Consider the following 26,698-nt stretch of genomic DNA (forward strand, 5'->3'; position numbering starts at 1 on the left):
TTCTTCTCGATGCAGCGCCGGGCAGGTTCGCGCATCCGTGACGGGCCGTCGGTGCACCACGCCACATCGGACGTAATCGTTACTTGAACTTGCTGCCGACCCTCACGATCTTGAGCGTGTTCGTGCCGCCGGCCTGGCCCATCGGCTCGCCGATCGTCAGCACGATGAAGTCACCATGCTGCACGGCGCCCTGTGCCAGCAGCAGTTCCTCGGCCTGTTCCAGCGCCTCGTCGCGGTCGGTGCTCGATTGCAGCGGCAGCGGTACCACATTGCGGTAGAGCTGCATCTTGCGCTGCGACGCCAGGTTCGGCGTCATCGCATAGATCGGCACATGGATGCGGTGGCGGCTCATCCACAAAGCGGTGGCGCCCGAATCGGTCAGCGCGGCAATCGCTTTCACTCCTAGATGATAGGCCGTGAACAGCGCACCCATCGCGATCGACTGGTCGATGCGCGAGAACGTCTGGTTCAGGAAGTCGGTGTCGAGCTGCACCACCTCGGACTTTTCAGCCTCCAGGCAGATCGCGGCCATCGCCTCGACCGTTTCCACGGGATAGCGTCCGGCGGCGGTCTCGGCCGACGTCATCACGGCGTCGGTGCCGTCCAGCACCGCGTTGGCCACGTCCGAGACTTCGGCGCGCGTCGGCACCGGGTTCACGATCATGCTTTCCATCATCTGCGTGGCGGTGATGGTCAGCTTGTTGGCCTCGCGGGCCAGCCGGATCATGCGCTTCTGCAGCGCGGGCACGGCGGCGTTGCCAACTTCCACGGCCAGGTCGCCACGGGCCACCATGATGCCGTCCGACGCCCCCAGGATTTCCTCGAGCACGCCCGGCCGGATGGCCTCGGCGCGCTCGATCTTGGCGATCATGCGCGCCTTGTGGTTGTACGGCTGGCCGGCCACGTTCGCCAGCTGGCGCGCCATTTCCATGTCGGTGGCGTTCTTCGGGAAGCTGACGGCCACGTAGTCCGCATTCAGGGCCATAGCGGTCTTGATGTCCTCCATGTCCTTCGCGGTCAGCGCCGGCGCGGACAGCCCGCCGCCCTGGCGGTTGATGCCCTTGTTGTTCGACAGGTCGCCGCCCACGCGCACCGTGGTGAAGATTTCGGTGCCGATCACGCGATCCACGACCAGTACGATCAGGCCGTCGTTGAGCAGCAGCACATCGCCCGGCCCCACGTCGCGCGGCAGGTCCTTGTAGTCCAGACCGACGCGCTCCTGATTGCCCATCTCGCAGGTCGAGTCCAGAACGAACGCATCGCCCGTCTTCAGCGTGACCTTGCCATTTTCGAACTTACCCACGCGGATCTTGGGACCCTGCAGGTCGGCCATGATCGCCACCTCGCGGCCGCACGCCGTCGCGGCTTCGCGTACCAGCGCGGCCCGGTCGATATGGTCCTGCGCGGTGCCGTGCGAGAAGTTCAGGCGCACCACGTCGACACCGGCACCGATCATGCGGGTCAACACGTCCAGCGAGCTGGATGCGGGGCCAATCGTGGCAACGATCTTTGTGGAGCGGGTCATTCGGGCGGTTTCCTGGGTTTCGGGGGCTTTCAGGGGCGGGCCGGCCGGCAAACCGGCCTGCCCGGTATGGCTTCAGCCAGCGGCGCGCTGTTCCAGCACTTCAAAAGCGGGCAGCTTCTTGCCTTCCAGGAACTCCAGGAAAGCGCCGCCGCCGGTGGAGATATAGCCGATGCGGTCGGCAATGCCGTACTTGGCGATGGCGGCCAGCGTGTCGCCGCCACCGGCGATCGAGAATCCCTTCGACGAGGCGACGGCTTCGGCCAGCACCTTGGTGCCGTTGCCGAACTGGTCGAATTCGAACACGCCAACCGGGCCGTTCCAGACGATGGTGCCGGCGGCCTTGAGCTGGTCGGCCAGCATGGCGGCGGTCTTCGGGCCGATATCGAGGATCATGTCGTCGTCGGCCACGTCCTTGACGTCCTTCACCGTGGCGGCGGCCGTGGCGCTGAATTCCTTGGCGCAGACCACGTCCACCGGAATCGGCACCGATGCGCCGCGGGCGGCCATGATGTCGATGATCGCCTTCGCATCGCCCACCAGGTCGGCTTCGGCCAGCGACTTGCCGATCTTCAGGCCGGCGGCCAGCATGAACGTGTTGGCGATGCCGCCACCCACGACCAGGTTGTCCACCTTGTCGGCCAGTGCCTTCAGGATCGTCAGCTTGGTCGATACCTTCGAGCCGGCGACGATGGCCACCAGCGGACGGGCCGGCTGGCCCAGCGCACGGCCCAGCGCATCGATCTCGGCGGCCAGCAGCGGGCCGGCGCAAGCGATCGGGGCGAACTTGGCGATACCGTGGGTCGTGGCTTCGGCGCGGTGCGCGGTGCCGAAGGCATCGTTGACATAGACGTCGCAGAGCTTGGCCATCTTCTGAGCCAGCTCGTCGCTGTTCTTCTTCTCGCCCTTGTTCACGCGGCAGTTTTCCAGCAGCACCACGTGGCCGGGCGCCACTTCGACGCCGTCGACCCAGTTCTGCACCAGCTTGACGGGCTTGCCCAGCAGTTCGGACAGGCGCGCGGCGATCGGGGCCAGCGAATCCTCGGGCTTGAACTCACCTTCGGTCGGGCGGCCCAGATGCGACGTCACCATCACTGCCGCACCGGCATCCAGGCAAGCCTGGATGGCCGGCACCGAGGCGCGGATGCGGGTGTCTTCCGTGATATTGCCTGCGTCGTCTTGCGGCACGTTCAGATCGGCGCGGATAAACACACGCTTGCCGGAGAGTTTGCCTTGGGAAATGAGATCGGTAAGACGCAGAACAGAGGTCATGGCAATAAGAGCGGGGACGCGGACGGCATACAACCGTCCACAGAAATCGGGGAAACCGGCATTTTACCTGATCGCCGTTACGGATTTGCGCCTTCCCGGCCTCGGCCGCCTCACCCATTCCATGACGGCGGGATGACACCCCCACTTTAGGAGGGGCACATCCCTGCCCCGGGCGCCTGTAGCTTCGGTTAATGTACGGTTAATGTACTAAACGTATGCATTGTTAGGCTATAGAATCATTTTTATTAGTTCTAGTACATAGATTGGCAGCCGGCGGCAGACTGGCGCCTCAACCATTTCCGCGGACGTGTAACGACGGACACGCGGGAAGGATTGTCGTACGTGAATGCAAGGGGGTAGTCAGATGGAGCAAGCCGCCATCCACGGTGCCATCCGCGGATTGTACGAAGGCGTCCTCGATCCGGCCGCGTGGCAGCGAAGCCTGCGCGCCCTGACCGAGATCGCGGACACGGCCCATGCGTCGATGATGATATGGGACACGGTACGCGACCAGGTGACCGTCAACGAGATCGTCAACCCGGTTCCGGAACTGTTCGCCGCCTATGAAAACGATTTCCAGACCATTGATCCGGCCAAGGCGTTCGCGCCCCGGCTGGTGCCGGGCGCCTGGTACATCGACGCGCGCGACCTTGGCCCGCAGGCTATGGCGCGTCATCCGTTCTACCGCGATTTCTTCAACCGGTTCGAGCTGCGATCGTATGTAGCGTGCCTGGTGGAAAGGCAGCCGCACTACGAGGTCTACTTTTCGATGCAGCGCGCGCTGTCGCAGGACGAATTTTCCGGCGAAGACACGCGCAAGCTCGACTGGGTCATCCCCCATATGCGCAGCGCCATCGCCATGCGCGACCGGACGCTGGCGCTGTCGACGATGGCCTCGCTGTCGGCCCGGCTGCTGGAGCGGATGGCATTCGCCGTGGCCGTCTACACGCCCGACCGGCAACTGCTGCTGGCCAATATGGCTGGCGAGCGCTGGGCGCGCCGGCTCGATCCCTCCGGTAAAACGGCCAGCTGGCAGCTGTCGCGCCCGTTTGCCGAGATGGTGCAGGCGGCATGCAATCCGGCCAATCCGCTTGGCGCGCAAGCGGCCCGCGCGACCGATGGCCAGGGCAAGCAGGCCGATGTCCTGGTCTTGCCGCTGCCCGCCACGCACGCCTTTGCCGCGCAGTGGCAGCAGCCGGCGGCGCTCGTCGTCGTGCATGAAGCGGGCGCCCCCTCGGTATTGCTCGACACGGTGCTTCGGACCCTGTTTGCCCTGACACCGGCCGAGACCCGTCTTGCATCCCGCCTGGCAACGGGCGAGGGCCTGCCCGAAGCCGCCCGGCAAATGCGCATCCGCCACGAGACCGCGCGAACCCAGCTCAAGTCGATCTTCCTCAAGACGGGCTGCACCAGCCAGGCGCAGTTCACGCACCTGCTGACCCGGCTGGCCACCACGCTCGACGGAGGTTGAGCGGCCACGCGCCTTCTGCAACGCCCCCATTCGAAAGCCTGAGAGCGTCGAACAACTTCTGGCTCCGGCAGGCAGCGAAACGCGGCGGATACCCTCCTCCCGCGCGTTCGCCAAGACAAGAAACGAAGGAAGCAACCGATGAACCACGGTGACATGCACGAGACCATTCGCGGCCTCTACCAGGGCATTTTCGAACCCTTGGCGTGGCAACGCAGTCTCCACAGGCTATGTGAACTGAGCGGCAGCATCCAGGTATCGCTGCTGGTACTGGACACCCGGCAACAGACCGTGCAGGTGCGGCACCTGGTCAATCGCGCCCCCGACAACCTGGCCATCGTGCCGCCGCCATATCGCACCTACAGCGCCATGTCCGTGGGCGGCTGGCACATCGACCGGCGCGACATGGCAGGCGCCGCGGCACCTCACGAGGCATTCCGTGGCGAATCGTATGACGTCGTGACGCAGACCTCGGTCATGGCCTGCCTGATCGACCGTAGCCCGACGCGCGAGATCTACCTTGCGCTCCAGCGCCCGGCCAGCGAGGAAGGCTATTCGGAGGCCGATGCGCGTGAACTGGACTGGGCCATACCGCATTTGCGAGAGGCGATGATCCTGCGGGACCGCACCCATGCGGTGGCGGAACAGGGCCACGTATCGGCCGATCTGCTCAATCGACTGCCGTTCGGGGTCATCGTGCTTGCCGAATCAGGCAAGGTGCTGCTGGCCAACGCGGCCGGCCGGCCCTGGGCAAGCCGCCTGCTGCCGGTGGAGACCCATGACGCACCGCCGCCGAACGGGAATGGCATTGGAAATGGCAACGGCAATGGCTGGCGCCTGTCGCGCCCGTTCTGCGATGTGGTCCGGTCGCTGTGCGACCCTGGCATGTTGCAGCCGGCCCAGGCCATCCAGGCCATCGGCGCGGACGGCCGCGCGGCGCAGATCGTGGCCGTGGCGCTGACGCCTTCGCTATACCTGTCATCGGAGTGGGAAGGCCAGCCGATCCTGGTGGCGATCCACGAAAGCCACGGTCCGCCACGCGCGGTGCCGCCCGTGCTGCGAGACCTGTTCGGTCTGACACCCGCCGAAAACCGCCTGGCCGTGCTGCTGGCCACGGGCGTGGGCCTGCCCGACGCGTGCATCCAGCTCGGCATCAAGCGCGAGACCGGGCGATCACAGCTTAAGTCGATCTTTACCAAGACCAGCACCAGCACGCAGGCCCAGCTCGCTCACCTGCTGACGCGCCTGGCCAGCATCCTGGCCGAGCCGGACAGCCAGGCGTCCAAAGCCGCCTAGCCCAGCAGCCGCAGCGCGGTGTACACCGCCATGCCGACCACGATCATGCCGACCATGCGCTTCGTGAACACGTAGAACATGGTGGCAGCCACGCCGGCCATGAGTTTGTCGTTGCCCGGTGAAATCGTGAAGTGACCCTCGAAGGTCAGCAGGTCCGGCAGAATGATCGCGGCCAGCGCCGCGGCCGGCGCATAGCGCAGCGCGCGCTGAATGCGGTCCGGCACGGTCACGCGTTCTCCCGCCATCAGGAACAGCGCACGGGACAGCACGGTAACCACGGTCATGCCGACGATGGCGATCCAGGTTTCCAGATGACTCATGCCTGGTCCCCCGTCGGCTGGCCGCCCTTGCGCGCGCGGATGCCCCGCAGCGTCGCCCGCGCGGCCATTTCGTCGCTGGCCATGCCGGCCGCGATGGCGGCCACCACGGCAATCACCAGCGCCAGGCGATACGGCAGATCGAAGCACAGCAGCGCCACCACGGCCGACACCACCACGGCCATCAGCGTCGAGCGCGAATTGATCGTGGCGATCATCACCGGAATCAGCGCCAGCGTGCCCGCCAGCGCCAGGCCCCAACTGTCGGGGAACATGCTCGCCAGCAGGATGCCGATGACCGACGACACCTGCCACGTGGCGCCGTTGATCAGCGCCATGCCCCAGAAGTAGCCTTCCTTGCCCGGCGCGTAACCGGGCTCGGCATAGCGCTGCATGAAGTAGACAAAATGCAGGTCGCCGTTGAAGAAGCCCAGCAGCGTGCGGCGCCAGCCCGGCAGATAGTTGAAGTGCGGCTGCAGCGCGGCGCTGAAGATCACGAAGCGCAGGTTGACCACGGCGGCCGTCAGCCAGACCGTCCAGATCGGCATGCCGGCGGCAAACAGCGGCAGCACGGCAAGCTGCGCCGATCCGGCATAGACCAGCAGCGACATGCCGATGGCCTCGGGCACGGTCAGCGCCGACTTGCTCATGGCCACCCCGGTGACCAGGCCCCACGAAAATACCGCGGGCAGTGAAGGCGCAAAGAATCGTGCACCTTCTAGAAAGGCGTTGCGCTCCACCTCGGCAAAGCGATGCCAAAGGCGCAACCACACCGGGGACGACTGTCGGGGTGTCATGGCGAGATGAGAAGAGACGGTACGGCAGGCCGTCTTGCGCGGGATTGCCGTCAGGAAGGACCATCGGCCACGCGAAACACGTGGCCGATGGCGGAGCAGCCATTATAGGCCCGGGACAGCCGCTGGTAAGCAGCAGCTTAAAAGTGATGCGGCAACTGTTGTATCGAGGTCAAACCGCAGCCGCCGGCTTCAGGCCGGCTTGCCCGCGGGGGCCGTCTGCGCCATCGCGGTCGCGGCTTGGGCGGGCTGCAAGGCTTCGTCGGCGTCGTCGCCGCCACCGGCCTGCCCGAGATCGATCCCCGATGTTTCCGGCAGCAGCGCCGCGGACACCATCACCAGCGCATAGCCGACGCCGGCCACCATCGCGATCGCCAGGGCCAGCGACGTGCGCCCGCTGTTGAGCCAGCCCACGGCCAGCGGAAAGAACGATCCGATCACACGACCCAGGTTGTACGACACGCCGTAGCCCGTGGCACGCACGCTACTCGGATATGACTCGGAGATCGTGGCACCGATGCCCGAGAACACGCCCTGCATCAGCACACCGAGCGGAAAGCCCAGGAACAGCATCGACGTGTTCGAGACCGGGATCACCATGTAGATCATGGCCATCACGAACGCACCGGCCGCGAACGCGATATAGGTCAACCGGCGGCCCCAGCGGTCGGTGGCATAGGCACCCGCCACGTAACCGACCAGCGATCCAAGGATCGTCACCGCCAGGTAGGAACTGGTGCCGAACACCGACAATCCGCGCTCGGTCTTCAGGAATGTGGGCAGCCACGTGGCAATCGCGTAGTAGGCACCCAGCATGCCGCCGGACAGCAGGCTGCACAGCAGGGTCTTGCGCAGCAGCGGCTTGCGGAACACACGTGCCAGATCGGCCGCGGGCGATGCCGCGACGCGCTCGGCCCGGCTCTTCAGAAAGACTTCGGGTTCCTGCAGATTGCGGCGCAGATAGACCACCACCAGCGCGGGCAGAATGCCAAGGAAGAAGCAGACGCGCCATGCCACTTCCGGCTCGAACAGGCTGAACGTGATGGCGTAGGCGATGGCCGCCCCGCCCCAGCCAAACGAATAGCTGCTGGCCGTAAAGCCCGAATACTTGCCACGATGCGCCGGGTTGCGGATCAGCTCGGTCACCAGCACCATGCACAGCGACGATTCCCCGCCAAAGCCCAGCCCCTGCAGCATGCGGAACACCATCAGCTGTTCCGGTGAATTGGCGATACCGCACAGGAAGCATGACACCGCGAAGACCAGGATCGTCCAGCGCAGCACGCGCACGCGGCCAAAGCGGTCGGCCAGCAGCCCGGCCCCTACCGCGCCGACCAGCGACGACACCAGCGTCCACGTGACGATGGCGCCGGCCATCGACTTGCTCATGCCCCACTGCGCGAGCAGCGTCGAAATCAGGAACGAATAGATCATGAAGTCGAACACGTCGACCGCATGCCCCAGGAACGCTCCATAGAATCCCTTGCGCTCCGCGCGCGACAACTCCCTGAACCAGTCCAGCATGATCGCCCTCCCCTTTTCTCTTTAGCGATGATCGTCAGATGCGTGGCGGGCGGAACGCGTAGCCCGCGTCTTCAAGCAGTTGCGCAAACCGCAGCGAAGTGAGGTCCCCAAAGCGCCGCGCCACGATCTGCACGCCCACGGGCAGGCCGTCGCTGGCGGGGCCGATCGGCGCGACCGTCGACGGCAGCCCGCACAGCCCCGAATGGCCGGCCCAGAACAGCTGGGACGTCAGCGGCCACGGCCGGCCGTTGACGGTGATCGTGCGCTGCCACGGCTCGCCCTGCTCGTCGATCGGAAATGCCGTGGTGGACGCGGCGGGACACAGCAGGACGTCGTAGTCGCCGAAGAACCGATTCCACGCGCGCGCAAACGCTTCGCGGGTGGGCTGCATCAGCAGCCAGTGCCGATGGCTCAGCGCGGCGCCCGTGAACTGCATCGTTGCGTAATCGGCATCGTCGCCATTGGGATCGCCGGCACGTTGCACCGCATCGGCAAACGCGGCGTCGTCCATGTGCAGCGACGTCGTGGCGCGCAACAGCAGCACATAGGTGCGCCATAGCTGCGCGGCGTCGAAATCGGGCCGGACGTTCCAGGCCACCTGCGCGCCGGCCTGCTCCAGCCAATGCCCGACCCGTTCGATGGCGCCACTGACCGTGGCGTCCGCTTCGGCCAGCGGATGGCTCGGCAGCACGGCCACGCGGAAGTCAGTCAGCCGCGTGTGATCGCATGGGGGCAGGTCAAGCTGCCACGCGCACGCCTCGGCGGCATCCGGCCCGGCGATGGCGCGCAGCACCAGTTCCAGGTCACGCGCGCTGCGCGCCACGGGGCCGGCCACATTGATGTCCTGCGCGGCAAACCCGGCGCGGCCATTGCCGTGGCCACGCAGCGGCACGATGCCGTGGCTGCTCTTATGCGAGAACACGCCGCAGTAGTGCGCGGGATTGCGCAGCGACGAGCCGATATCCGAGCCGATATCGAAATAGCTCATGCCGGCGCAAACGGCCGCGGCGCTGCCGCCGGAAGAACCGCCCGGCGTGCGCGACAGGTCGTGCGGATTGCGCGTGGTGCCGTAGATGCCGTTGTAGCTCTGCCAGTCTCGCAGGCCCAGCGGTACGTTGGTCTTGCCCAGCAGCACGGCGCCATGCGCGCGCAGGCGCTCGACCACCACCGCGTCGGTGCCGGCGCGATGCGTGGTGCGCGCCGGCACGCCGCAGGTGGTGGGCCACCCGGCCACGTCGAACGATTCCTTGATCGAAAACGGCACGCCATCGAGCGGCCCGCGCGTGCGGCCGGCCTGTCGCCGTGCATCGCTTTGCAAGGCAGCCTCCCGGGCCGCTTCGAAATCGGCCAGCACGATCGCATTGATCTGGCCGTGATGGGCCTCCCAGACCGCCTGGCACGATTCGACCAGCGCCAGGGCCGTGGTCTCCCCGCGCGCCAGTTGCGCGGCGGCAATGTGGGCGGGCATCCAGCGGACATCTGGCCGGGACGGATCGGCCGGCACGGAATCGGGCAGGGTCACAGTGGCTCCGTTGTTGTCATGGGCACGGCGCAATGCAGACGGCCGGGCCTGTGGGGGCGAATCAGGAAGCAACGATCGGTATACTATATTCAGAATCCAGCAAATCACAAGGCAGTATTTATGCCAAGGCTGGATGCACCGCAACAGGATTTGACCGGCACCGGCCGGATCACCTCCTACCGCTTACAGGTCAGGCGTTAAGGGCGAATGGCAGGCATATCGCACCCCGGCTCCGGCGGGATGCAGGGCCCTGCCAAGGAAAGCCGAGGATGTGCGCTCGCACCAAACTCGGGACTAATTTGTATACCGTTTGGTGCAAGCGCCGTCAGATTGGGATTGGGCGAGGCTCGCTCCCCACGCCGGGCAAGAAAACTTCAACGCCGCAGCAAACCCACGAGTTCGTCGATATCGGGCAGTGGCACGTCACGGCCCGTGGCCTCATCGGCGGATGCGTCGAGCACGCCCTCGGCCAGCGCGCGCTTGCCCTGGTGCAGGTCGACGATACGTTCCTCGATCGTGCCGGCCGTAATCAGCCGATAGACCGTGACCGGCCGCTGCTGCCCGATACGATGCGCGCGGCCCATCGCCTGGTCCTCGGCGGCGGGATTCCACCACGGGTCCGCTATCACGACATAATCGGCCGCTGTCAGGTTCAGGCCGAAGCCGCCCGCCTTCAGGCTGATCAGAAAGACATCGCCCTCGCCGGCCTGGAACGCCGCGACGCGCTTCGTGCGCTCGGCGGCAGGCGTGGCGCCATCGAGGTATTGGCACGCCAGCCCGGCCTCATCGAGCGGCTGGCGCAACAGTTGCAGGAAATCGACGAACTGGCTGAAAACCAGCGTCTTGTGGCCATTGGCAGCCAGCGTGGCCGCCAGCTCGGCGAATGCGCGCACCTTGGCGCCGGGGTGGCCGGTTTCTGGCGTGGCCAGTCGCGGATCGCACGCGGCACGTCGCATGCGCATCAATTGCGCCAGCACGTGGATGCGCGCCTCCGGCTCGGGGAGCGTGGCGCGCGCCTTGCCATCCTTTTTCGGCCGCAGCAGCGCACGCTCGGCCTCGGACAGCGCCTGGCGGCGCAATGCCTCGTAGTGCGCGGCTTCGGCGGGCTCGGGCGCCACGCGAATCACCAGCTCCGTGCGTGGCGGCAATTCGTCCAGTACCTGGGCCTTGGTCCGGCGCAGTACGAACGGCGCGATCATGCGTCGCAGCCGCACACGCGGGTCGCGCGCGCCGTTGCGTTCGATCGGATTGGCGAAATGCTCGTTGAAGCGGGCCAGCGATCCGAGCAGCCCCGGATTGCAAAAGCGCATGACGGCCCACAGCTCCGCCAGGCGGTTTTCCACGGGCGTGCCGGACAGCGCGATGCGGCAATCGGCATCGAGCGCGAACATGGCCTGTGCGCGCCGTGACGAAGGATTCTTGAACGACTGCGCCTCGTCGGCGACCACGGTATGCCAGTGCCGCTCGCAGAATGCGCGCCTCGCCTGTTGCAGCAGGTTGTACGACACGATCACCAGATCGCCCGCGCCAGCCTGTTCGACGATGGCCGTGCGGTCGCCCTCCGCGTAGACGTGAACCTGCAGCGACGGCGCAAATCGCCGTGCCTCCGCCGCCCAGTTGCCGCACACCGAGGTTGGTGCCACGACCAGCGCGGGGCCACCGGCGGCGCGCGCCAGCAGCAGCGCCAGCGACTGCAGCGTCTTGCCCAGCCCCATGTCATCGGCCAGACAGGCGCCGAATCCGGCCTCCGCCAGCGACATCATCCAGCGGTAGCCTTCGAGCTGGTACGGTCGCAAGTCCGCGGCCAGCATCGACGGCGCCGCCGCATCGCTCTCGCGTGCCGCACGCAATCGCTTTACGCGCGTGCGAAAGTGCGCGTCCGGATCGATGCCGACGCCGGCCAGCACGTCGTCGAGCCAGGGAGTGGCCACCAGCGGCACGCGGATACCGTCGCGCACGCCGTCACCCACGGCGGCGAGATCGCGCAGCCGCTCACGTAGCTGGTGCGTCAGTGCCACATACACGCCGTGCTCCATCGGGATGAAACGGCCCGCATGGCCGTGCGCCCAGGCCACGAGCTTTTCCAGCGACAACACCAGTCCCTCGGCCACGTGCAGCTCGCCGACCAGCTTGAACCATTCGCTGCCGGTTTCCACGCTGACCGCCAGTTGCGGCAGATCGGCCGGCAAGACGCGTAGTTCGCGGCCACGCGGCCATTCCAGGTCGATCACGCCCTTGAGACCCGGCAGTATTTCGATCACAGTCAGGGCGTCTTCGGGATCGTCGAGCGCCCAGCTATGCTCGCCGCTGGCCGGCGCCTGCTGGACCAGGAACGGTAGCGCGTCGAATACCTCCGCCACATGCGCCTGCTCGGCGTCGAGGTCGCGGTAAGTCGCCAGCGTCTCGCCTCCAATCGTCGCCATCAGTTGTGCCCGGCCATGACCGGGAGCCAGGCGCGGGCCAACCTGGCCGAGCGGCGTCACCACCAGGCGCAGGCTGATACCGCGCCCCACCGGTGCCACTTCGGCACGGAGCCGCGATTCGGGATCTCGCTCGCGCGCTTCGCCCGAGCTATCGGCGTGGATCTGGAAATGCCCGGCCAGCGCACGCAGCGTACTGTCGAGCCGGGCCTGCGCGCTCGCGGGCACCGTCAGGCCGCCGGAAATCAGTTTCGCGGCCTCCTGCTGGGCGGCGGTGAAGCGGATCACGCGCAGCCGCCGTGCGCCGTCCTGCAGCACGGTGATCAGACGCAGCGCTTCGGCTTCCTGCTTCGCCGTGGCTGGCAGGAAGTCTTCCATCGAGCGCGGCGCGCGCATCGGCGGCACGATGCGTAGCATGAAGCGATCGCCTTCGCGCACGGCCTCCAGCGCGGGCGCCGCCTCCAGCACTTCCATTGCCACGGTGGGTGCATGGGCCAACACCACGGCCGGATGACCGACCAGCGCCACGATGGCCGCGGCACGGTCCAGCACGAGGCGGCGGTTGCGCGAAGCATCGCGCCGGATCGCTCGCGCCACGCGGGCATCCCACGGCGGGAGGGTATCGTCATCGGCCACGCGGGCCAGCGGCACCGGGCGCGGCCTGCTCCAGCCCCGCGCGCCCCAGGTCTGTTCCATCGGCTCGATGGTGCCGATCTCGCCGTCGGCATCGAGCGTCAGCGCCCAGACCAGGCGGCGGCCCGCACCGGCGGCATCCGGAGCCGGCTCGCCGCCCGCCAGTGCCTCAAGGGCGCCCAGCGCGTCCTGCCAGCGATCTTCGCTGGCGGAGGTGTCGGGTTCGGGGAAGGCTGGAGCAGACTGGGTCACGCGCGCGATCCGGGGAAAGGAAGGTGCGATTGTAGAACGGTGCGTGCGCCGCACCGCGTTGGCACACAAGGCCCCCCGGCTTACAATGACGCCTTTACGACTTTTGTTGGTGACAGGGAGACGACCATGTCGATGGCAGATCGGGACGGCAAGATCTGGATGGACGGCAAGTTGATTGAATGGCGCGACGCCAAGATTCACGTGCTGACGCACACCCTGCACTACGGCATGGGCGTATTCGAAGGCGTGCGCGCCTACAAGACGCCTGAAGGCACCGCGATTTTCCGCCTGAAAGAGCACACGCGCCGGCTGTTCAATTCGGCCAAGATCTTCCAGATGGCCATGCCGTTCGACGAAGCCACGCTGGAAGCCGCCCAGCGCGAAGTGGTACGCGCCAACAACCTGGAGTCGTGCTATATCCGCCCGCTGGTCTGGATCGGCTCCGAAAAGCTCGGCGTTTCGGCCAAGGGCAACACGATCCACGTGGCCATCGCCGCATGGCCGTGGGGCGCCTACCTGGGCGAGGAAGGCCTGGAGCGTGGCATCCGCGTGAAAACGTCGTCGTTCACGCGCCATCATGTCAATGTGTCGCTGGTGCGCGCCAAGGCCAGCGGCTACTACATCAACTCGATCCTGGCCAACCAGGAAGCCACCGGCCTGGGTTACGACGAAGCATTGCTGCTGGATACCGACGGCTATGTGAGCGAAGGCTCGGGCGAGAACGTGTTCATCGTGCGCAACGGCGTGATCTACACGCCGGATCTGGCCTCGTGCCTGGACGGCATCACGCGCGATGCCACGCTGACGATTGCGCGCGACCTCGGCATCGAGGTACGTGAAAAGCGCATCACGCGCGACGAAATGTATTGCGCGGACGAAGCGTTCTTCACCGGTACCGCCGCCGAAGTGACGCCGATCCGCGAACTGGACGACCGAGTGATCGGCGAAGGCCGTCGAGGCCCGGTGACCAAGCGCATCCAGGACGCGTTCTTCGCGGCCGTTGGCGGCACCGACGAGAAGTACAAGAAGTGGCTGACGCTGGTCTGATCCGGCGCCATCCCGAAAACATCCACCCTGCAAGACAAACGCAACACCATGACGCAAACCGCAACCGTCGTCGAAATCGGCGCTGAAGACATTCCGCTGCATTGCCCCACCGGCAATACCCCGGCCTGGAACTACCACCCCCGCGTCTTCCTGGACGTAGTGGACACCGGCGAGGTCAAGTGCCCGTACTGCGGCACCGTGTACAAGCTCAAGCCGGGCACCGTGCTGAAGGGCCACCACTGACCCGCGCCATCAGCCTCTGTTTCGAACCGACGCCCCGGGCCGCAAACGCGCCCCGGGGCGTTGACATGCCCGGGCACTACAAAAAAGAAAAGGGCCGCGTACTACCCACCCCATGAGAAAAGCCCTCGTTATCGCTCCGAACTGGATCGGCGACGCCTTGATGGCGCAACCGCTCTTTGCCATGCTGAAGGCACGCCATCCGCGCCTGGTCATCGATGCGCTGGCACCCAAATGGGTGGCGCCAGTGCTGGCTCGCATGCCGGAAATCAGCAAGGTATTCCCGAGCGACCTCGCGCACGGCAAGCTGCAGCTGAGCGCGCGGCTGATGTTCGCGCAACAGCTCAAGCACGAAGGCTACGACGTGGCCTATGTGCTGCCGAATTCGCTGAAATCGTCGCTGATTCCGTTCCTGGCCGGCATTCCGCTGCGGATCGGCTATCGCGGCGAAGCGCGCTTTGGCATGCTCAACATCCGCCACAAGAACCCGCCGCGCGACAACCGCCCGCCGATGGTGGAGCACTACGCGCGCCTGGCGCTCAAGCCGGGTGCCAGGCTGCCGGAATCGATTCCCGACCCGCAGCTCAAGGTGGACCCGGCCCGCATGGCTGCCACGGCAGACCGGTTCGGCATCGCCCCGGGCACGCGCGTGATCGCGTTCTGCCCCGGCGCGGAGTTCGGCCCCGCCAAGCGCTGGCCGGCGGCCCACTTCGCCGCGCTGGCGCAGATGCTGCGCCGCTCGTATCCGTACGCGCAGATCGTCACGCTGGGCTCGGCCAAGGACGCCGAAATCGCCGACGAAATCGTCAAGGGCGCGCCGTTCGTACGTAACCTGTGCGGCCAGACATCGCTCGACGATGCCGTGGACCTGCTGGCGCTCTCCGAGGCCGCGGTTTGCAACGATTCCGGCCTGATGCACGTGACCGCCGCACTGAACCGGCCCCAGGTGGCCGTCTATGGTTCCAGTGACCCGCGCCATACGCCCCCGCTGTCACAGGCAGCGAGTATCATGTGGCTTCAACTCGAGTGCAGCCCCTGCTTCAAGCGCGAGTGCCCGCTCGGCCACCTGCGCTGCCTGAAGGAGATCGAACCCGAAATGGTGTTCGTCGAGTTGCGCAAGCTCCTGCACCGTCCCTGACCCAACCAACATGCCCCGTTTCGCCCGTCTGTTCGATTCCGCCGAAGACATCGTCGATGCCTTCCGTGAAGCCATGAAGCTGCGCGACGCCGATGGCGCGCTGCGGCTCTGGCTGGACGAAGACTCGATCACGTGCGTCATGCCCGATGGCCAGCGCCTGATCGGCCATGAAAATCTGCGCCAGGCCTTTGTGCAGTTGCTCGAAGAGCAACCGGTGCTGATCGATGCCATCGAGACCAGCAGCCACTCATCGCTTGGCGTGTCGATCTTCGACGTCACCGAAGCCCTGCGCTTTGGCGAAGGCCGCGTGGAAGCCGACCTGTTCGTGCACACCACCTACGTGCTGATGCAGAACCACGAAGGCTGGCGCCTGGCCCATATCCACTGCAGTCCGGCCAACGCGGTGCAGGTGGCCGCCGTGGCCGCCGCGCCGGGACAGGCCCTGCATTGACGGCCATGCGGGCCATGCCGTTCGGCGACGCATTCCAGACACCGTGGTGGTTGCGCGGCGGCCACGCGCAGACGATTCTGCCGGCCCGCTTCACGCGGCATCGTCGCATCGGCTTCCGGCGCGAGCGCTGGGATACGCCCGACGGCGACTTCATCGACCTCGACTGGACCACGCACGCGTCCGCGCCCGACACGCCGCTGGTGGTGATGTTCCACGGCCTGGAAGGCGATTCCGGCAGCCACTACGCGCAGACGCTGATGGCCGCGCTCCGCGAGCGTGGATGGCAGGGGGTGATACCGCATTTCCGCGGCTGCTCAGGTGAACTGAATCAGGCGCCCCGCTTCTATCATTCGGGCGATTCGGCCGAAATCCGCTGGGTATTGCGCCGTTTGCGTGACGACGTGCACGCGGTCACGCCAAACCGGCCGATGCTGGCGGTGGGTATCTCGCTGGGAGGCAATGCACTGCTGCGCTTTCTGGGCGAGGACGGCCGCGAAGCCGGCTTTCTGCGCGCGGCCGCGGCCATCTCCGCACCGGTCGATCTGGCAGCCGGCGGCGCCGCGCTATCGAGCGGCTTCAACATGATCTACACGCGCATGTTCCTGCAGACGCTCAAGCGCAAATCGCTGGCCAAGCTGGACCAGTTTCCGCGCCTGTTCGATCGTGATGACATGCTCCGCAGCCGCGACCTGTATGCGTTCGACAACGTGGTGACCGCGCCGCTGCATGGCTTTCGGGATACCGACGACTACTGGGCGCGCGCCTCAAGCAAACCGATCCTTGGAGCGATCCGCATCCCGACGCTGGTACTCAACGCGCGGAACGATCCCTTCCTGCCGGGCAAGCATTTGCCTGGTCCATCCGATGTCAGTGCCGACGTGCTGCTGGAGCAGCCCGAGCACGGCGGCCACGTCGGCTTCATGACACCGCGCGGCGGCCTGCTGGGGCAACTGCCCCTGCTGCCGCTGGCCGGGCACATCGACTGGCTGCCGGCACGCATCCTCGACTTTTTCGACAGCGCCGGCAAGTAAGGAACCGGTTCACCATGAAACGGTACCGGTACCGCAAGGAGACACCGTGGACGAGGTAGTGAAACAGGCCATGACGCGCTGGCCCAACGTGCCGAACTGCTTCGGCTGGCTGGCGCTGGATCGTCGCGGGCAATGGCGCATGCGCAATGAATTCGCGCAGCAGCACGGACTGTCTGGCGACCCGATCCGCCATGAGGCGCTGATCGGCTTTATCGAACGCAATTACACGCACGATGCCAGCGGTGCCTGGTATTTCCAGAACGGCCCGCAGCGCGTGTTCGTCTCGCTGGCCTACGCACCCTGGATCGCACGCCTGCACAATGGCGCGCTGACGACTTCGACTGGACGGGCGTTCACGCCCTCGTCGTGCTTTGCCGACGAACACGGCAATGTGGTGCTTGGTGGCGCGGTGGAGGGAGTCGACGGCGAACAGGCGGCGGTATTGCACGACCACGATCTGGACGCGTTCAGCACGGCCAGTGACTGGCATGGCGAGGCATGCGGCGCGGTGCTGGGCGTGTTCCACCACGATGGGCGCGATCTCGACATCGAACCGATCGTGGAAGCCGAGGTGCCGAAGCGGTTTGGATTCGTCAGGACGCCGACGGCGCCGGAAACCCCCGCCAGCTAGTTCGGCATTCCCTTGTTGTCCTGCCGGTCTTCCTTGTACTGGAGTTGCAGCTGGTGCAGGCGTGCGTCGACTTCGGACAGCGTATAGAAATCGCCATCGCCGGCCTTGCGCGCAATCTGCAGTTGCTCGATCGCGGCCTGGTACGAGCCATCCATCGCGTACTTTTCCGCCAGCGCCTGATGCTGCTGCAAGCGCTTGCCCTGCGCGGCGTAGGCGCGCGCCAGCATTTCCCACCACTCCGAGCGCCCCGATTCCTCGCGCGTGCGCGACCGCAGGAACGTGACCGCATCGTCGAGCCGGTTTGCGGCAAGCAGCGTATCGGCGTATGTCATCGCAGCCGCATGGGATAGCGGAAAGGCCTTCAGCGTGGCGGCCGCCTGCGTCAGCGCATCCTGCGTACGGCCTTCGCTACGCGCCAGCTCCACGGCCATGACGTCCAGCATCGGCGTGCCCGACGTGGCGCCGGGGATCGTGCCGTAAAGCCGGCGCGCCTCGGCCAGCGCCTTGTCGGCATCGGGGAAGCGGCCCAGTTTCTGATTGGCGAACGCTATGCCGTAGTACACGGCGGGCAGCCGCGTGGGCGGGGCGTTGGGCACCTGTGCCTGGAGGTTGGCCAGGAGATTGCGCAGGTCATTGGGCGTGGGGGCCTGCAAGACCGCCGCGCGGACGCGTGCGAATTCGTAGTCGGGCGTATTGCCAACCCGGTGCGCGGCCACGTGACGCACACGGTCCTGCATATCGGCGATACGTTCCGATGTCAGCGGGTGAGTGCGCACGTAGGCAGGCACCGAGTTGTCCGAGATACCCATCACGCGCTGCAGGCGCTGGAAGAAATCGGGCATGCCCTGCGGATCGAATCCGGCCGCCGTCATAATCTGGAAGCCCACGCGGTCGGCCTCGCGTTCGGCGCCGCGCGAGAACGACAGCTGGTTGGCGATGGCCGCACCCTGCCCGCCCATCGCCAGCGCCGCCGCCGCATCGCCGCTCTTGGTCGCAGCCAGGCCGGCCAGCACCATCGAGGCCAGCGCAATCCACATCGACTGGTCCTGACTGGTGATGCCACGCGCGATGTGCCGTTGCATGACGTGGCCGATTTCGTGGCCGAGCACGGAGGCGAGTTCGGACTCTGTATCGGACTGCACCAGCAGACCCGTATGCACGCCGATGTAGCCGCCCGGCATGGCGAACGCGTTGATCGACCGGTCACGCACGCCAAACATCTCGAATCCGGTGGCGAAGGTGCCCGCGCCGTTGGACCCGGCGATGTTCATGCGCCGCGCGGCCTGCACCAGCCGGTAGCCGAGCGCGTTCAGGTAGTCGTTCAACAGCGGGTCCGACACATAATCCGGATCGCGCCGGATGCTGCGCATGATGCGGTCACCCAGCCGCTTTTCCATGTCGGGCGACAGGGACGCCGTGGAGGGGTCCCCCAGATCGGGAAGCTGGATGCCAGCGCTTTCCACCACCGTGTTGGCGCTGCGCAGACCGAATTCGGACTTCTGCCCGGCGCGGACGCTTCGGTTAAGGTTGTCGTAGACCTGGTCGCTGACGGCACCGTTCAGGCTGGGCGCCGGAACTGGCGCAGTCGCCTGCGATGCCGAAGCCCCCGACGTGGCCAGCTTTGCGTTGGCGGCGGCCGCCGCACTGGTGCGCGCTGGCTGCGTGGCGGGCGTCCCCTGCGGCCACGCCGGTGCTGCCGTGGTCAGTACCAGCACGGCCGCCAGTGCGCGCGTCAGATGTGACGTACGAACGGCAGGCACGGTGGGGTCGCAGGCGCGGGCGCTCGACCGGATGGGCAGGCGGCGAGGCCATGATGTCTTGGGCATGTTGCTATGATAGCGGCCTCTGGATGACGTTCCCATCGGGCAAGCCCCAGCGTGGCCTGCCCTTGTTCGGCGCCACGTTTATCCTTTTCCGATCCAGCATTTCTCGCCTTTTCCGCCCATGAGTCAGCTCACCCATTTCGACACCGCAGGCCAGGCCCACATGGTCGACGTTGGCGACAAGGCCAACACCCATCGGGTAGCCATCGCCACCGGCACCATCACCATGCTGCCGGGCACCTTCGCACTGGTACGCGACGGCACCGCCAAGAAAGGCGACGTGCTGGGCATCGCCCGAGTCGCGGCCATCATGGCCACCAAGCGCACGGCCGACCTGATCCCGTTGTGCCACCCGATCGGCCTGACCCGTGTTGCGGTCGACTTTGCCCTCGACGAGCCAAGTTCGACCATCGCCTGCGTGGTGCGCACCGAGACACACGGCCAGACCGGCGTGGAAATGGAAGCGCTGACCGGCGTGCAAGTGGCCCTGCTGACGATCTACGACATGTGCAAGGCCGTGGACCGGGGCATGGTCATGGGCAACGTGAAGCTGCTGGAAAAGCACGGCGGGAAGTCGGGGGATTGGGTGGCGAAGTAACCCACCTGTAGCGCTCTTGTTGCACCTGCGTGCCGGCACGCTCACCTTGTTCATTCCGCCCGTAATAAAGGTAACGCCGCATTTCGACATGGCCCAAACTGCCCCTGCCTGCCGCAAATTGATATTCAATACAACACGTGACAACAGTCCGGTAAGCCGGAAGCGCGCGTCAGGCGTTTAGAAACAAGCAGCAACTTGGGATGCAGATCATGAACGGGCGCAAGCTCTGCCAGATCGCTCTGGCATTGGCCGCGATGTGCGCGGCCGGGTACAGCACGACATCGCTGGCACACGGGTATTACCACGGCGGGCGTGCCCGTGTGGGCGTCGGCGTTTATGTCGGCCCGGGATGGGGTTATGGCCCTGGGTGGGGCCCCGGCTGGGGTCCGGGCTGGTATCCATATGGACCGTATTATTACCCTGGCTACTATCCGGCACCTGCCGCGGTTGTCATGCCTCAGCAGAATCCACCGCAGTACATAGAACAGGGCAACGATGGGAATCCGACCGTCACCGACGGGTCGTCGCCCAACGCCTGGTGGTACCACTGCTCGCAACCGGAAGGCTACTACCCGTATGTGAAGGAATGCCCCGGCGGCTGGCAACGCGAGCAGCCGCGTGCACCGTCTTCGTCGGCCCCCGTGCCGGCCACGCCTGGAGTGACATCATGAGATTGCGTTCGCTTTGCCTGCTGGCCACGGTTTCGCTGGGGCTGGGAGCCTGCGCCGTGATGCCTTCGGGTCCGAGCGTGATGGCGCTGCCGGGCACCAACAAAACGTTCGACCAGTTCCGGGGGGACGACTACAACTGTCGCCAGTTCGCCTTTGGACAGATTGGTGGCACGACTCCGCAACAGAACGCCAATGCGGCAGCGGTAGGAAGCGCCGCAATCGGAACCGCGCTCGGCGCAGCGGCCGGTGCCGCCTTCGGTGGCGGCGAGGGTGCCGCGGTGGGTGCGGGTGTGGGCCTGCTGACCGGGTCCGCCGTCGGGGCGGGCAACTCGTACAACGCGGGCTACGGATCGCAGCGTGCGTATGACGCCGCCTATGTCCAATGCATGTACGCCAGCGGCAATCGCGTGCCGGTCTATGGCCAGATGACGACGGCACAGCCGCCCGCGCGTGCAGCAATGCCGCCGGCCAACTACCAGCCTTACTATCCGCCTCCGCCCCCGCCGGGCTACATGCGCTAACCGCCGGTAGCTGCCTGGCTATGGCCGCGCTGGTCGCGCATGCGGACCCATGCACAGAACTCGCGTGGCCGGTGGTCCGCGGCCACCGCATCGCAATCACGCGATAGCGCGGCGATCTGGGCTGCCTCGTCGCCCTGGTAGTAGTAGCGCAGGCGCTCCATCCAGAGCCGTGCGCGCGCCTGTTCGCCAGTCAGCGCAAGCAGCCACGCAGTGCGGCGGATCAGGTTTGGCGTCGGCAGCAGATGCAAGGCGTCGACATGCGCCGGCAGCAGACTGGCAGCGCTGCCGGGCGTGATCGTCATATGCTCGGCGATATCCGATGCCGCATGCTGACGGAACCAGTAACGGGGCAACGGCAGCGCGTCCCGACGTTCCTCGCTCGCATACTCGCGCGCTTCCACGCGCTTGTAGTCTTGCCACAACGTGGTCAGTACAACCGCCGATGCCGCAACGAAAACCACGCAAACGAGCGTGGTGGCACTGCGTGGCCAGCGCCCGCCGATACCCGTGGGTTCGAGCCAGGCCAGCAGGAAGCAGAACGGCAGGAAAAAATACAGATAGTGCAGCGGGTATTCGAGCATCGAATGCGCGCCGAGCATCGCCAGCCAGATCAGTACCAGCGCCGTCAGTCCTCGCTCGACGGCCGTGCCACGCCAGATCCTGTCCCGAACCACACGCCAGAGCCAAGCTGCCAGTACCAGTACGACGCCGGCCGCACCGACCGTCCCGCTCTTCGCCATCAGATCGAGCAGCGCATTGTGCGCATGCAGTGACATCTCGGCCACGACCTGCACCTGGGAAGCCACCTGGAACTGCCCCCAGCCGAATTCACCATATCCCACACCCAGCCACGGATGCGCGCGGAACATCGTCAATGCCTGGGACCACAAGGCACTACGGTATGAAATCTGGTTGCCCGACTGCAGCTGCGACACGGTGTCGAACAGGCGCCAGTCAAACGCTTGCCCGGCCATTTTGATCGCCGGCTGAAGTACCACGATGCCGACCACCAGGATGACAGCGGCAGCAATCAGGCCAGGCGCCCGGTGCATCGGACTGGCACCGCGCGGCGTGCCGCGTGCCATGAACGCCGCCAGCAACGCATACAGGGCGGACAGGCCCACGTGGACCAGACCGGTGCGCGACCCGGAAAGCACGATGCCGCTTTCCAGCAGCATGGTTGCCGTCAGCCACGCCGGAAATTGCAGCCAGCTGCGCGTGGCGAGCCAGATCGCCGATGCCAAGGCCAGGCCATTGAGCGTCGCCTGGTGGTTCGGCTGATTCAGGTTGCCCCAGAGACGCCGGTTCGCGTCATAGAAGTACTCCGACACCAGCCCGAACGTCTGGTCCTCCATATGAAGGACCTGAATCCACTGCGCCAGGGTGCCCAGCAGGCCGGCAATCAGAAACGCGATGGCCAGCGCGTCGACGATCGTGGCACGACGGTCGGCGGACGCCTGCCCAATACGCCAGGCACCCAGCATCAGCGCCGTGCCCAGCACCAGTACCAGCTGTGTGGTCAGGCGACTCCCGGTGACGTCCGCCATGCCGGAAACCGACTGAAGGATCGTGGTGACGAGCAGCCAGACCGGAAATGCCGCCACCCACGGAAAAGCCCTGGCCGGTCGCCGTCCCGGCGTATCGACGCGGACGAAAGCCAGCACGACAACGAGCGCGACACCAAGGGCGGCAGCAGTCCATTCGCCAAAGAACGTTGCCAGCGGCAACGTATGCCGCGAGACCAGGAACGGAAGGGTAAAGGCAACGACAATCGCCGTCGCGGGAAGCGTGGCTCGGTGGACCGGCATGCGCGCGGAGAACCTAAAGGGGGCAAAGGCGCCATGATAGCGTGGCGGCCTGCGCCTATGGCGCAGAACCGCTCACGCGCCCCCGTTCGACAGCCCGCGCTGCTCGGGGATCTGTAGTCTTGTCTTCCCCTTCCGGTATTCACCGGCACGAGTCACAAAGTCATCACTTGCCGCGGACTATCCGCGTCTCGTATGGATGATCCCCACGCTGCCATCCATCTTTGTCGAAACACGGACCGAGCGATCGGCCCGCACCCTCACAGCAGCGTCCTCAAATCTTCTTGGACGAGCCGACACATGCCTGCGGAAGAAAACGCTGCTCGATCTTGTCTGCCGAACATTCCCACTTGACCGCACCCTTGTCGGCGTTGCTCATCGTCAGCGTCATGGTCTTGCCTGCCAGCTGTTTGGACACATCCTTCTGCCTGAACGTCGCCATGATCGTGCAGTTGCCGGAGTCATTTGACGTTCCGCCGACGTTCACCCGCTCCACGTATTTGCCTGAGATATCGACGGCAGCCGGAATGCCATATGACATCTGGGCAGCGTTATTCGGACAACTGGCGGTCTGCGAGAATGTTTCCATCACTGGCGCCTTCTGCCCCGACGCCAGACTCAATCCCTCCGAAAATTGAGCCCGGGCGATGTAATCCTGGTACTGAGGAATCGCAATCGCGGCCAGGATGCCAATGATTGCGACGACGATCATCAGTTCGATCAGCGTGAATCCAGCATGGCGGATGCGACTACGGATACGGTTGCGGTTTTGCATGTTGACCCCCTATCGAGTTTGTTTTGAATGGCGCGCCAACGGCCTCCACGGGCCTCGGCACGGCGCAATCTTCAGGGGAGTCACGGCACATCAAATTTGATTTAGTACAAGACCACACCCGATGTCGCATTTACAGATAGTCACCACAAATCCGACACCCATCGTCCGGATCGGATGCTTCTGAAATGCGGATCGGACGCATCCGATCCGCATCCACTTGTCACGATACGACGTTCATCGCGCTCACGATTCGCTCGCTGCCTACAGTTGCGAGCAGGCTTGTGGCAGGTACTTCTTGTTGGCCGACGACTCGCACTTCCAGGTCACCGATCCTTTGTCGGCGTTACCCATCGTCAGCGTCACGTACTTGCCGGCCAGCCCCTTGGCAATGCCGTCGTCCTTGAAGTTCGCCGTGATCGTGCACCCGCCGGCGTCGGTGGCAGTGCCGCCAACCTGCACGTTCTCGACGTAGCTGCCGACGATGGAGGCCGCCGCGGGAACGCCGTCGGCAGCGCCACTGCCGTTGTCGGGACAGGCACCCGTGTACGAGAACGTTTCGGTCACCGAAGCCTTCTGGCCCGACGCCAGGTTCACGCCTTCGGTGAATTGTGAGCGCGCCACATAGTCCTGGTACTGCGGTATGGCGATGCCTGCGAGGATGCCGATGATGGCCACCACGATCATCAGCTCGATCAGCGAAAAGCCGCGTGCGCCGAAAACGGTAAGGCGCGAGCCACGGCGGATGGCGTTCGGATTGCGTTGCATATTGACCCCTTTCATTGATGTGTTGGATGAGAAGTTCTGCAACGCGCCGCACACCGGCAGGCATGCAAGGCGTCGCGGGGTCATGATCGGAAGAACGCTGGCAAGGTCCCAATGACCTCGGACAATTCCCACAGGAAAGTGGGAATTGTTTGGAAATCCGCAGGAGTCCGTGGTTTGGATGCCGCAGCTTTGGGTGTTGCAAAAACAAAACGGGCGACCCGTTATGGGTCGCCCGTTTCAGGCTCGCGATGATACTTCGGTGTTGCCCGATGCTGTCGTCAGGCGGTCTGCGCGCCGCGGCGGCGCAACAGCTTACCGATCAGCACGACCAGGGCCGCGCCAATCACGCCAAACACCAGGTGGGCATGCGGCACGTGTACCTGGAACCATTCGGCGTCCACCGGATCGCTGACGAGCATTTCGCCCGCCAGGTAGCCCAGCAGCGCAGCGCCCAGCACGATGATGATCGGGAAGCGCTCCATCACCTTCAGCAGCAGCGTGCTGCCAAAGACAATCAGCGGGATCGACAGGCCCAGGCCGATGATCAGCAGCATCAGCTGGCTGCCTTCGGGACCCTTCTGCGCGGCGGCGGCCACAGCCACCACGTTGTCCAGCGACATGACCAGGTCGGCGATCAGGATCGTGCGGATCGCGGCCCAGATGTTGTCCTTGGCGTCATGCCCATCTTCGTCGTCGTCGCCAGTCAGCAGTTGCACGCCGATATAGACCAGCAGGATGGCGCCCACGATCTTCAGGTACGGCAGGCTCAACAGCTTGACTGCAGCCACGGTCAGCACCACGCGCATGATGATGGCGGCGGCGCTGCCCCAGAAGATGGCCTTCTTTTGCTGGGCGGGGGGCAGGTTGCGCGATGCGAGCGCGATCACCACGGCGTTATCGCCCGACAGGACGATATTGGTCAGGATGATCGATCCCAGCGCAATCCAGAACGTGCTGCTGGACAACAATTCCACGGCAAGACTCCTCGAATATCAAAGTTATGTTCCGTGCCCGCGGACCTTGCTTTCTGCGGACTTTCGGATGTCTGAACTTCCAGACATGAAGATGTATCGCAGAAACCTTTCGATTCGGTTTCAACGTGGCGTAGCCGCCCTCCGGATATACCCTAGGGAGCGCCCCGCCAGAATGACATTGCCCCCGCCGCAATGGCGAGGGCAATGTCGCGGCACATGGCCACGTGTACTGCACGCCGCACCGCTCGCCGCTTGAAAGCCGCGCACGGTGCCGCGATGAGCGCGCTGCTTACAGCATTGCCTTCAGCAGGCGGCCCATTTCCGACGGGTTCTTGGTGACCTTGATACCGCAGGCTTCCATGATTTCCAGCTTGGCCTGAGCGGTGTCGGCACCACCCGAGATCAGCGCGCCGGCGTGGCCCATGCGCTTGCCCGGAGGCGCGGTCACGCCAGCGATGAAGCCAACCACCGGCTTCTTCATGTTTTCCTTGATCCAGTAAGCCGCATTGGCTTCGTCCGGACCGCCGATTTCACCGATCATGACCACGGCGTCCGTATCCGGATCGTCGTTGAACATCTTCATCACGTCGATGTGCTTCAGACCGTTGATCGGGTCGCCGCCGATACCGACAGCCGACGACTGACCCAGGCCCAGAGCCGACAACTGGCCCACGGCTTCGTACGTCAGCGTGCCCGAGCGCGACACCACGCCGATGCGGCCCTTCTTGTGGATGTGACCCGGCATGATGCCGATCTTGATTTCGTCCGGCGTGATCAGGCCCGGGCAGTTCGGTCCCAGCAGCAGCGTCTTCTTGTTCTGCTTACGCATCTTGTCCTTGACTTCCATCATGTCACGGACGGGGATGCCTTCGGTGATGCAGACCACCAGGTCCAGGTCGGCGTCGACGGCTTCCCAGATGGCGGCGGCAGCGCCCGCGGGCGGCACGTAGATCACCGACACGGTGGCGCCGGTCTGTGCCTTGGCGTCCTTGACGCTGGCGTAGATGGGAATGCCTTCGAAGTCTTCGCCGGCCTTCTTCGGGTTCACGCCGGCAACGAACGCGTTCTTGCCGTTGGCATAGTCACGGCAGCCACGGGTGTGGAACTGACCGGTCTTGCCGGTGATGCCCTGGGTGATGACCTTCGTGTCCTTGTTGATCAGAATGCTCATTTGCTAGTCCTTTTAGTCGCCCCGCCCGGCTGCGGCC

Annotated in this window: 24 protein-coding genes; 11 read left to right on the top strand and 13 right to left on the bottom strand. The window is 65.4% G+C overall.

The features are described 5' to 3' along the window. Positions 1 to 79: 79 nt before the first annotated feature. Both pyk and AC3FLX_RS09340 read right to left on the bottom strand, forming a co-directional pair. On the bottom strand, positions 80 to 1,525 hold the full coding sequence (gene pyk / locus AC3FLX_RS09335) for a pyruvate kinase (RefSeq protein WP_488695869.1): 1,446 nt from the start codon (positions 1,523 to 1,525) through the stop codon (positions 80 to 82). A 72-nt stretch (positions 1,526 to 1,597) separates the two neighbouring features. Beyond that, the gene (locus tag AC3FLX_RS09340; RefSeq protein ID WP_488695871.1) at positions 1,598 to 2,794 is read right to left on the bottom strand and encodes a phosphoglycerate kinase; all 1,197 of its coding nucleotides are present in this window, start codon (positions 2,792 to 2,794) and stop codon (positions 1,598 to 1,600) included. 364 nt (positions 2,795 to 3,158) lie between these two features. On the opposite strand from AC3FLX_RS09340, the gene AC3FLX_RS09345 reads away from it, so the two are divergent. After that, positions 3,159 to 4,265 carry a helix-turn-helix transcriptional regulator gene (locus AC3FLX_RS09345; RefSeq protein WP_488695872.1) on the top strand — a complete coding sequence of 369 codons (1,107 nt, stop codon included), beginning with the start codon at positions 3,159 to 3,161 and terminating at the stop codon, positions 4,263 to 4,265. A 138-nt stretch (positions 4,266 to 4,403) separates the two neighbouring features. Further along, on the top strand, positions 4,404 to 5,558 hold the full coding sequence (locus AC3FLX_RS09350) for a helix-turn-helix transcriptional regulator (protein ID WP_488695873.1): 1,155 nt from the start codon (positions 4,404 to 4,406) through the stop codon (positions 5,556 to 5,558). Here the strand turns inward: AC3FLX_RS09350 and AC3FLX_RS09355 are convergent. The 5 genes from AC3FLX_RS09355 to AC3FLX_RS09375 all read right to left on the bottom strand — a co-directional run bounded on the left by AC3FLX_RS09355 (position 5,555) and on the right by AC3FLX_RS09375 (position 13,020). Continuing rightward, a complete protein-coding gene (locus AC3FLX_RS09355; protein WP_488695875.1) occupies positions 5,555 to 5,878 on the bottom strand; it encodes an AzlD domain-containing protein in 324 nt (107 codons plus the stop codon). The two genes, AC3FLX_RS09350 and AC3FLX_RS09355, sit on opposite strands and share 4 nt — an antisense overlap. Beyond that, positions 5,875 to 6,672, bottom strand: a complete 798-nt coding sequence (locus AC3FLX_RS09360; protein WP_488695877.1) for an AzlC family ABC transporter permease — start codon at positions 6,670 to 6,672, stop codon at positions 5,875 to 5,877. Before AC3FLX_RS09360 ends, AC3FLX_RS09355 begins: the two co-directional genes overlap by 4 nt. A 189-nt stretch (positions 6,673 to 6,861) precedes the next feature. Next, positions 6,862 to 8,193 carry an MFS transporter gene (locus AC3FLX_RS09365; protein ID WP_488695878.1) on the bottom strand — a complete coding sequence of 444 codons (1,332 nt, stop codon included), beginning with the start codon at positions 8,191 to 8,193 and terminating at the stop codon, positions 6,862 to 6,864. Between the two features lie 34 nt (positions 8,194 to 8,227). Further along, entirely contained in the window at positions 8,228 to 9,715 is a 1,488-nt protein-coding gene (locus tag AC3FLX_RS09370; protein ID WP_488695880.1) for an amidase, read from the bottom strand. Positions 9,716 to 10,089: 374 nt separating this feature from the next. Continuing rightward, the gene (locus AC3FLX_RS09375) at positions 10,090 to 13,020 is read right to left on the bottom strand and encodes an SNF2-related protein (protein ID WP_488695881.1); all 2,931 of its coding nucleotides are present in this window, start codon (positions 13,018 to 13,020) and stop codon (positions 10,090 to 10,092) included. A 126-nt stretch (positions 13,021 to 13,146) separates the two neighbouring features. On the opposite strand from AC3FLX_RS09375, the gene AC3FLX_RS09380 reads away from it, so the two are divergent. The 6 genes from AC3FLX_RS09380 to AC3FLX_RS09405 all read left to right on the top strand — a co-directional run bounded on the left by AC3FLX_RS09380 (position 13,147) and on the right by AC3FLX_RS09405 (position 17,558). Next, positions 13,147 to 14,067, top strand: a complete 921-nt coding sequence (locus tag AC3FLX_RS09380; protein ID WP_488695883.1) for a branched-chain amino acid transaminase — start codon at positions 13,147 to 13,149, stop codon at positions 14,065 to 14,067. Positions 14,068 to 14,115: 48 nt separating this feature from the next. Further along, a complete protein-coding gene (locus tag AC3FLX_RS09385; RefSeq protein ID WP_029051276.1) occupies positions 14,116 to 14,310 on the top strand; it encodes a zinc-finger domain-containing protein in 195 nt (64 codons plus the stop codon). A 112-nt stretch (positions 14,311 to 14,422) separates the two neighbouring features. After that, the gene (waaF, locus tag AC3FLX_RS09390) at positions 14,423 to 15,445 is read left to right on the top strand and encodes a lipopolysaccharide heptosyltransferase II (protein WP_488695885.1); all 1,023 of its coding nucleotides are present in this window, start codon (positions 14,423 to 14,425) and stop codon (positions 15,443 to 15,445) included. Positions 15,446 to 15,455: 10 nt separating this feature from the next. Beyond that, positions 15,456 to 15,896 (top strand): YybH family protein, encoded by a 441-nt coding sequence (locus tag AC3FLX_RS09395; protein ID WP_488695887.1) that lies wholly within the window; start codon positions 15,456 to 15,458, stop codon positions 15,894 to 15,896. A gap of 14 nt (positions 15,897 to 15,910) precedes the next feature. Next, positions 15,911 to 16,927 carry a YheT family hydrolase gene (locus AC3FLX_RS09400; RefSeq protein WP_488695889.1) on the top strand — a complete coding sequence of 339 codons (1,017 nt, stop codon included), beginning with the start codon at positions 15,911 to 15,913 and terminating at the stop codon, positions 16,925 to 16,927. A 46-nt stretch (positions 16,928 to 16,973) separates the two neighbouring features. Beyond that, on the top strand, positions 16,974 to 17,558 hold the full coding sequence (locus AC3FLX_RS09405) for a DUF2946 family protein (protein ID WP_488695890.1): 585 nt from the start codon (positions 16,974 to 16,976) through the stop codon (positions 17,556 to 17,558). Here the strand turns inward: AC3FLX_RS09405 and AC3FLX_RS09410 are convergent. Continuing rightward, a complete protein-coding gene (locus AC3FLX_RS09410; protein ID WP_488695892.1) occupies positions 17,555 to 19,384 on the bottom strand; it encodes a beta-barrel assembly-enhancing protease in 1,830 nt (609 codons plus the stop codon). The two genes, AC3FLX_RS09405 and AC3FLX_RS09410, sit on opposite strands and share 4 nt — an antisense overlap. Positions 19,385 to 19,502: 118 nt before the next feature. On the opposite strand from AC3FLX_RS09410, the gene moaC reads away from it, so the two are divergent. The 3 genes from moaC to AC3FLX_RS09425 all read left to right on the top strand — a co-directional run bounded on the left by moaC (position 19,503) and on the right by AC3FLX_RS09425 (position 21,171). Further along, complete coding sequence (moaC, locus tag AC3FLX_RS09415) at positions 19,503 to 19,979, top strand: cyclic pyranopterin monophosphate synthase MoaC (RefSeq protein ID WP_488695894.1); 477 nt, start codon at positions 19,503 to 19,505, stop codon at positions 19,977 to 19,979. Between the two features lie 209 nt (positions 19,980 to 20,188). After that, the gene (locus AC3FLX_RS09420) at positions 20,189 to 20,650 is read left to right on the top strand and encodes a hypothetical protein (RefSeq protein WP_488696214.1); all 462 of its coding nucleotides are present in this window, start codon (positions 20,189 to 20,191) and stop codon (positions 20,648 to 20,650) included. Beyond that, a complete protein-coding gene (locus AC3FLX_RS09425; RefSeq protein WP_488695895.1) occupies positions 20,647 to 21,171 on the top strand; it encodes a hypothetical protein in 525 nt (174 codons plus the stop codon). The genes AC3FLX_RS09420 and AC3FLX_RS09425 overlap by 4 nt, the downstream gene beginning before the upstream one ends. Here AC3FLX_RS09425 and AC3FLX_RS09430 read toward each other — a convergent pair. From AC3FLX_RS09430 to sucD, 5 genes are all read right to left on the bottom strand, one after another. After that, positions 21,168 to 22,979 carry a PglL family O-oligosaccharyltransferase gene (locus tag AC3FLX_RS09430; RefSeq protein ID WP_488695896.1) on the bottom strand — a complete coding sequence of 604 codons (1,812 nt, stop codon included), beginning with the start codon at positions 22,977 to 22,979 and terminating at the stop codon, positions 21,168 to 21,170. The two genes, AC3FLX_RS09425 and AC3FLX_RS09430, sit on opposite strands and share 4 nt — an antisense overlap. A 271-nt stretch (positions 22,980 to 23,250) precedes the next feature. Further along, a complete protein-coding gene (locus AC3FLX_RS09435; RefSeq protein ID WP_488695897.1) occupies positions 23,251 to 23,751 on the bottom strand; it encodes a pilin in 501 nt (166 codons plus the stop codon). Positions 23,752 to 24,012: 261 nt separating this feature from the next. Then, positions 24,013 to 24,516, bottom strand: a complete 504-nt coding sequence (locus tag AC3FLX_RS09440) for a pilin (RefSeq protein WP_488695898.1) — start codon at positions 24,514 to 24,516, stop codon at positions 24,013 to 24,015. A gap of 278 nt (positions 24,517 to 24,794) precedes the next feature. Next, positions 24,795 to 25,490: a TerC family protein gene (locus AC3FLX_RS09445; protein WP_488695900.1), complete on the bottom strand. Its 696-nt coding sequence runs from the start codon at positions 25,488 to 25,490 to the stop codon at positions 24,795 to 24,797. A 289-nt stretch (positions 25,491 to 25,779) separates the two neighbouring features. Continuing rightward, the gene (gene sucD, locus AC3FLX_RS09450) at positions 25,780 to 26,661 is read right to left on the bottom strand and encodes a succinate--CoA ligase subunit alpha (RefSeq protein WP_488695901.1); all 882 of its coding nucleotides are present in this window, start codon (positions 26,659 to 26,661) and stop codon (positions 25,780 to 25,782) included. Positions 26,662 to 26,698 lie beyond the last annotated feature (37 nt).

The sequence above is a fragment of the Cupriavidus sp. 291-E7 genome, assembly GCF_057798835.1.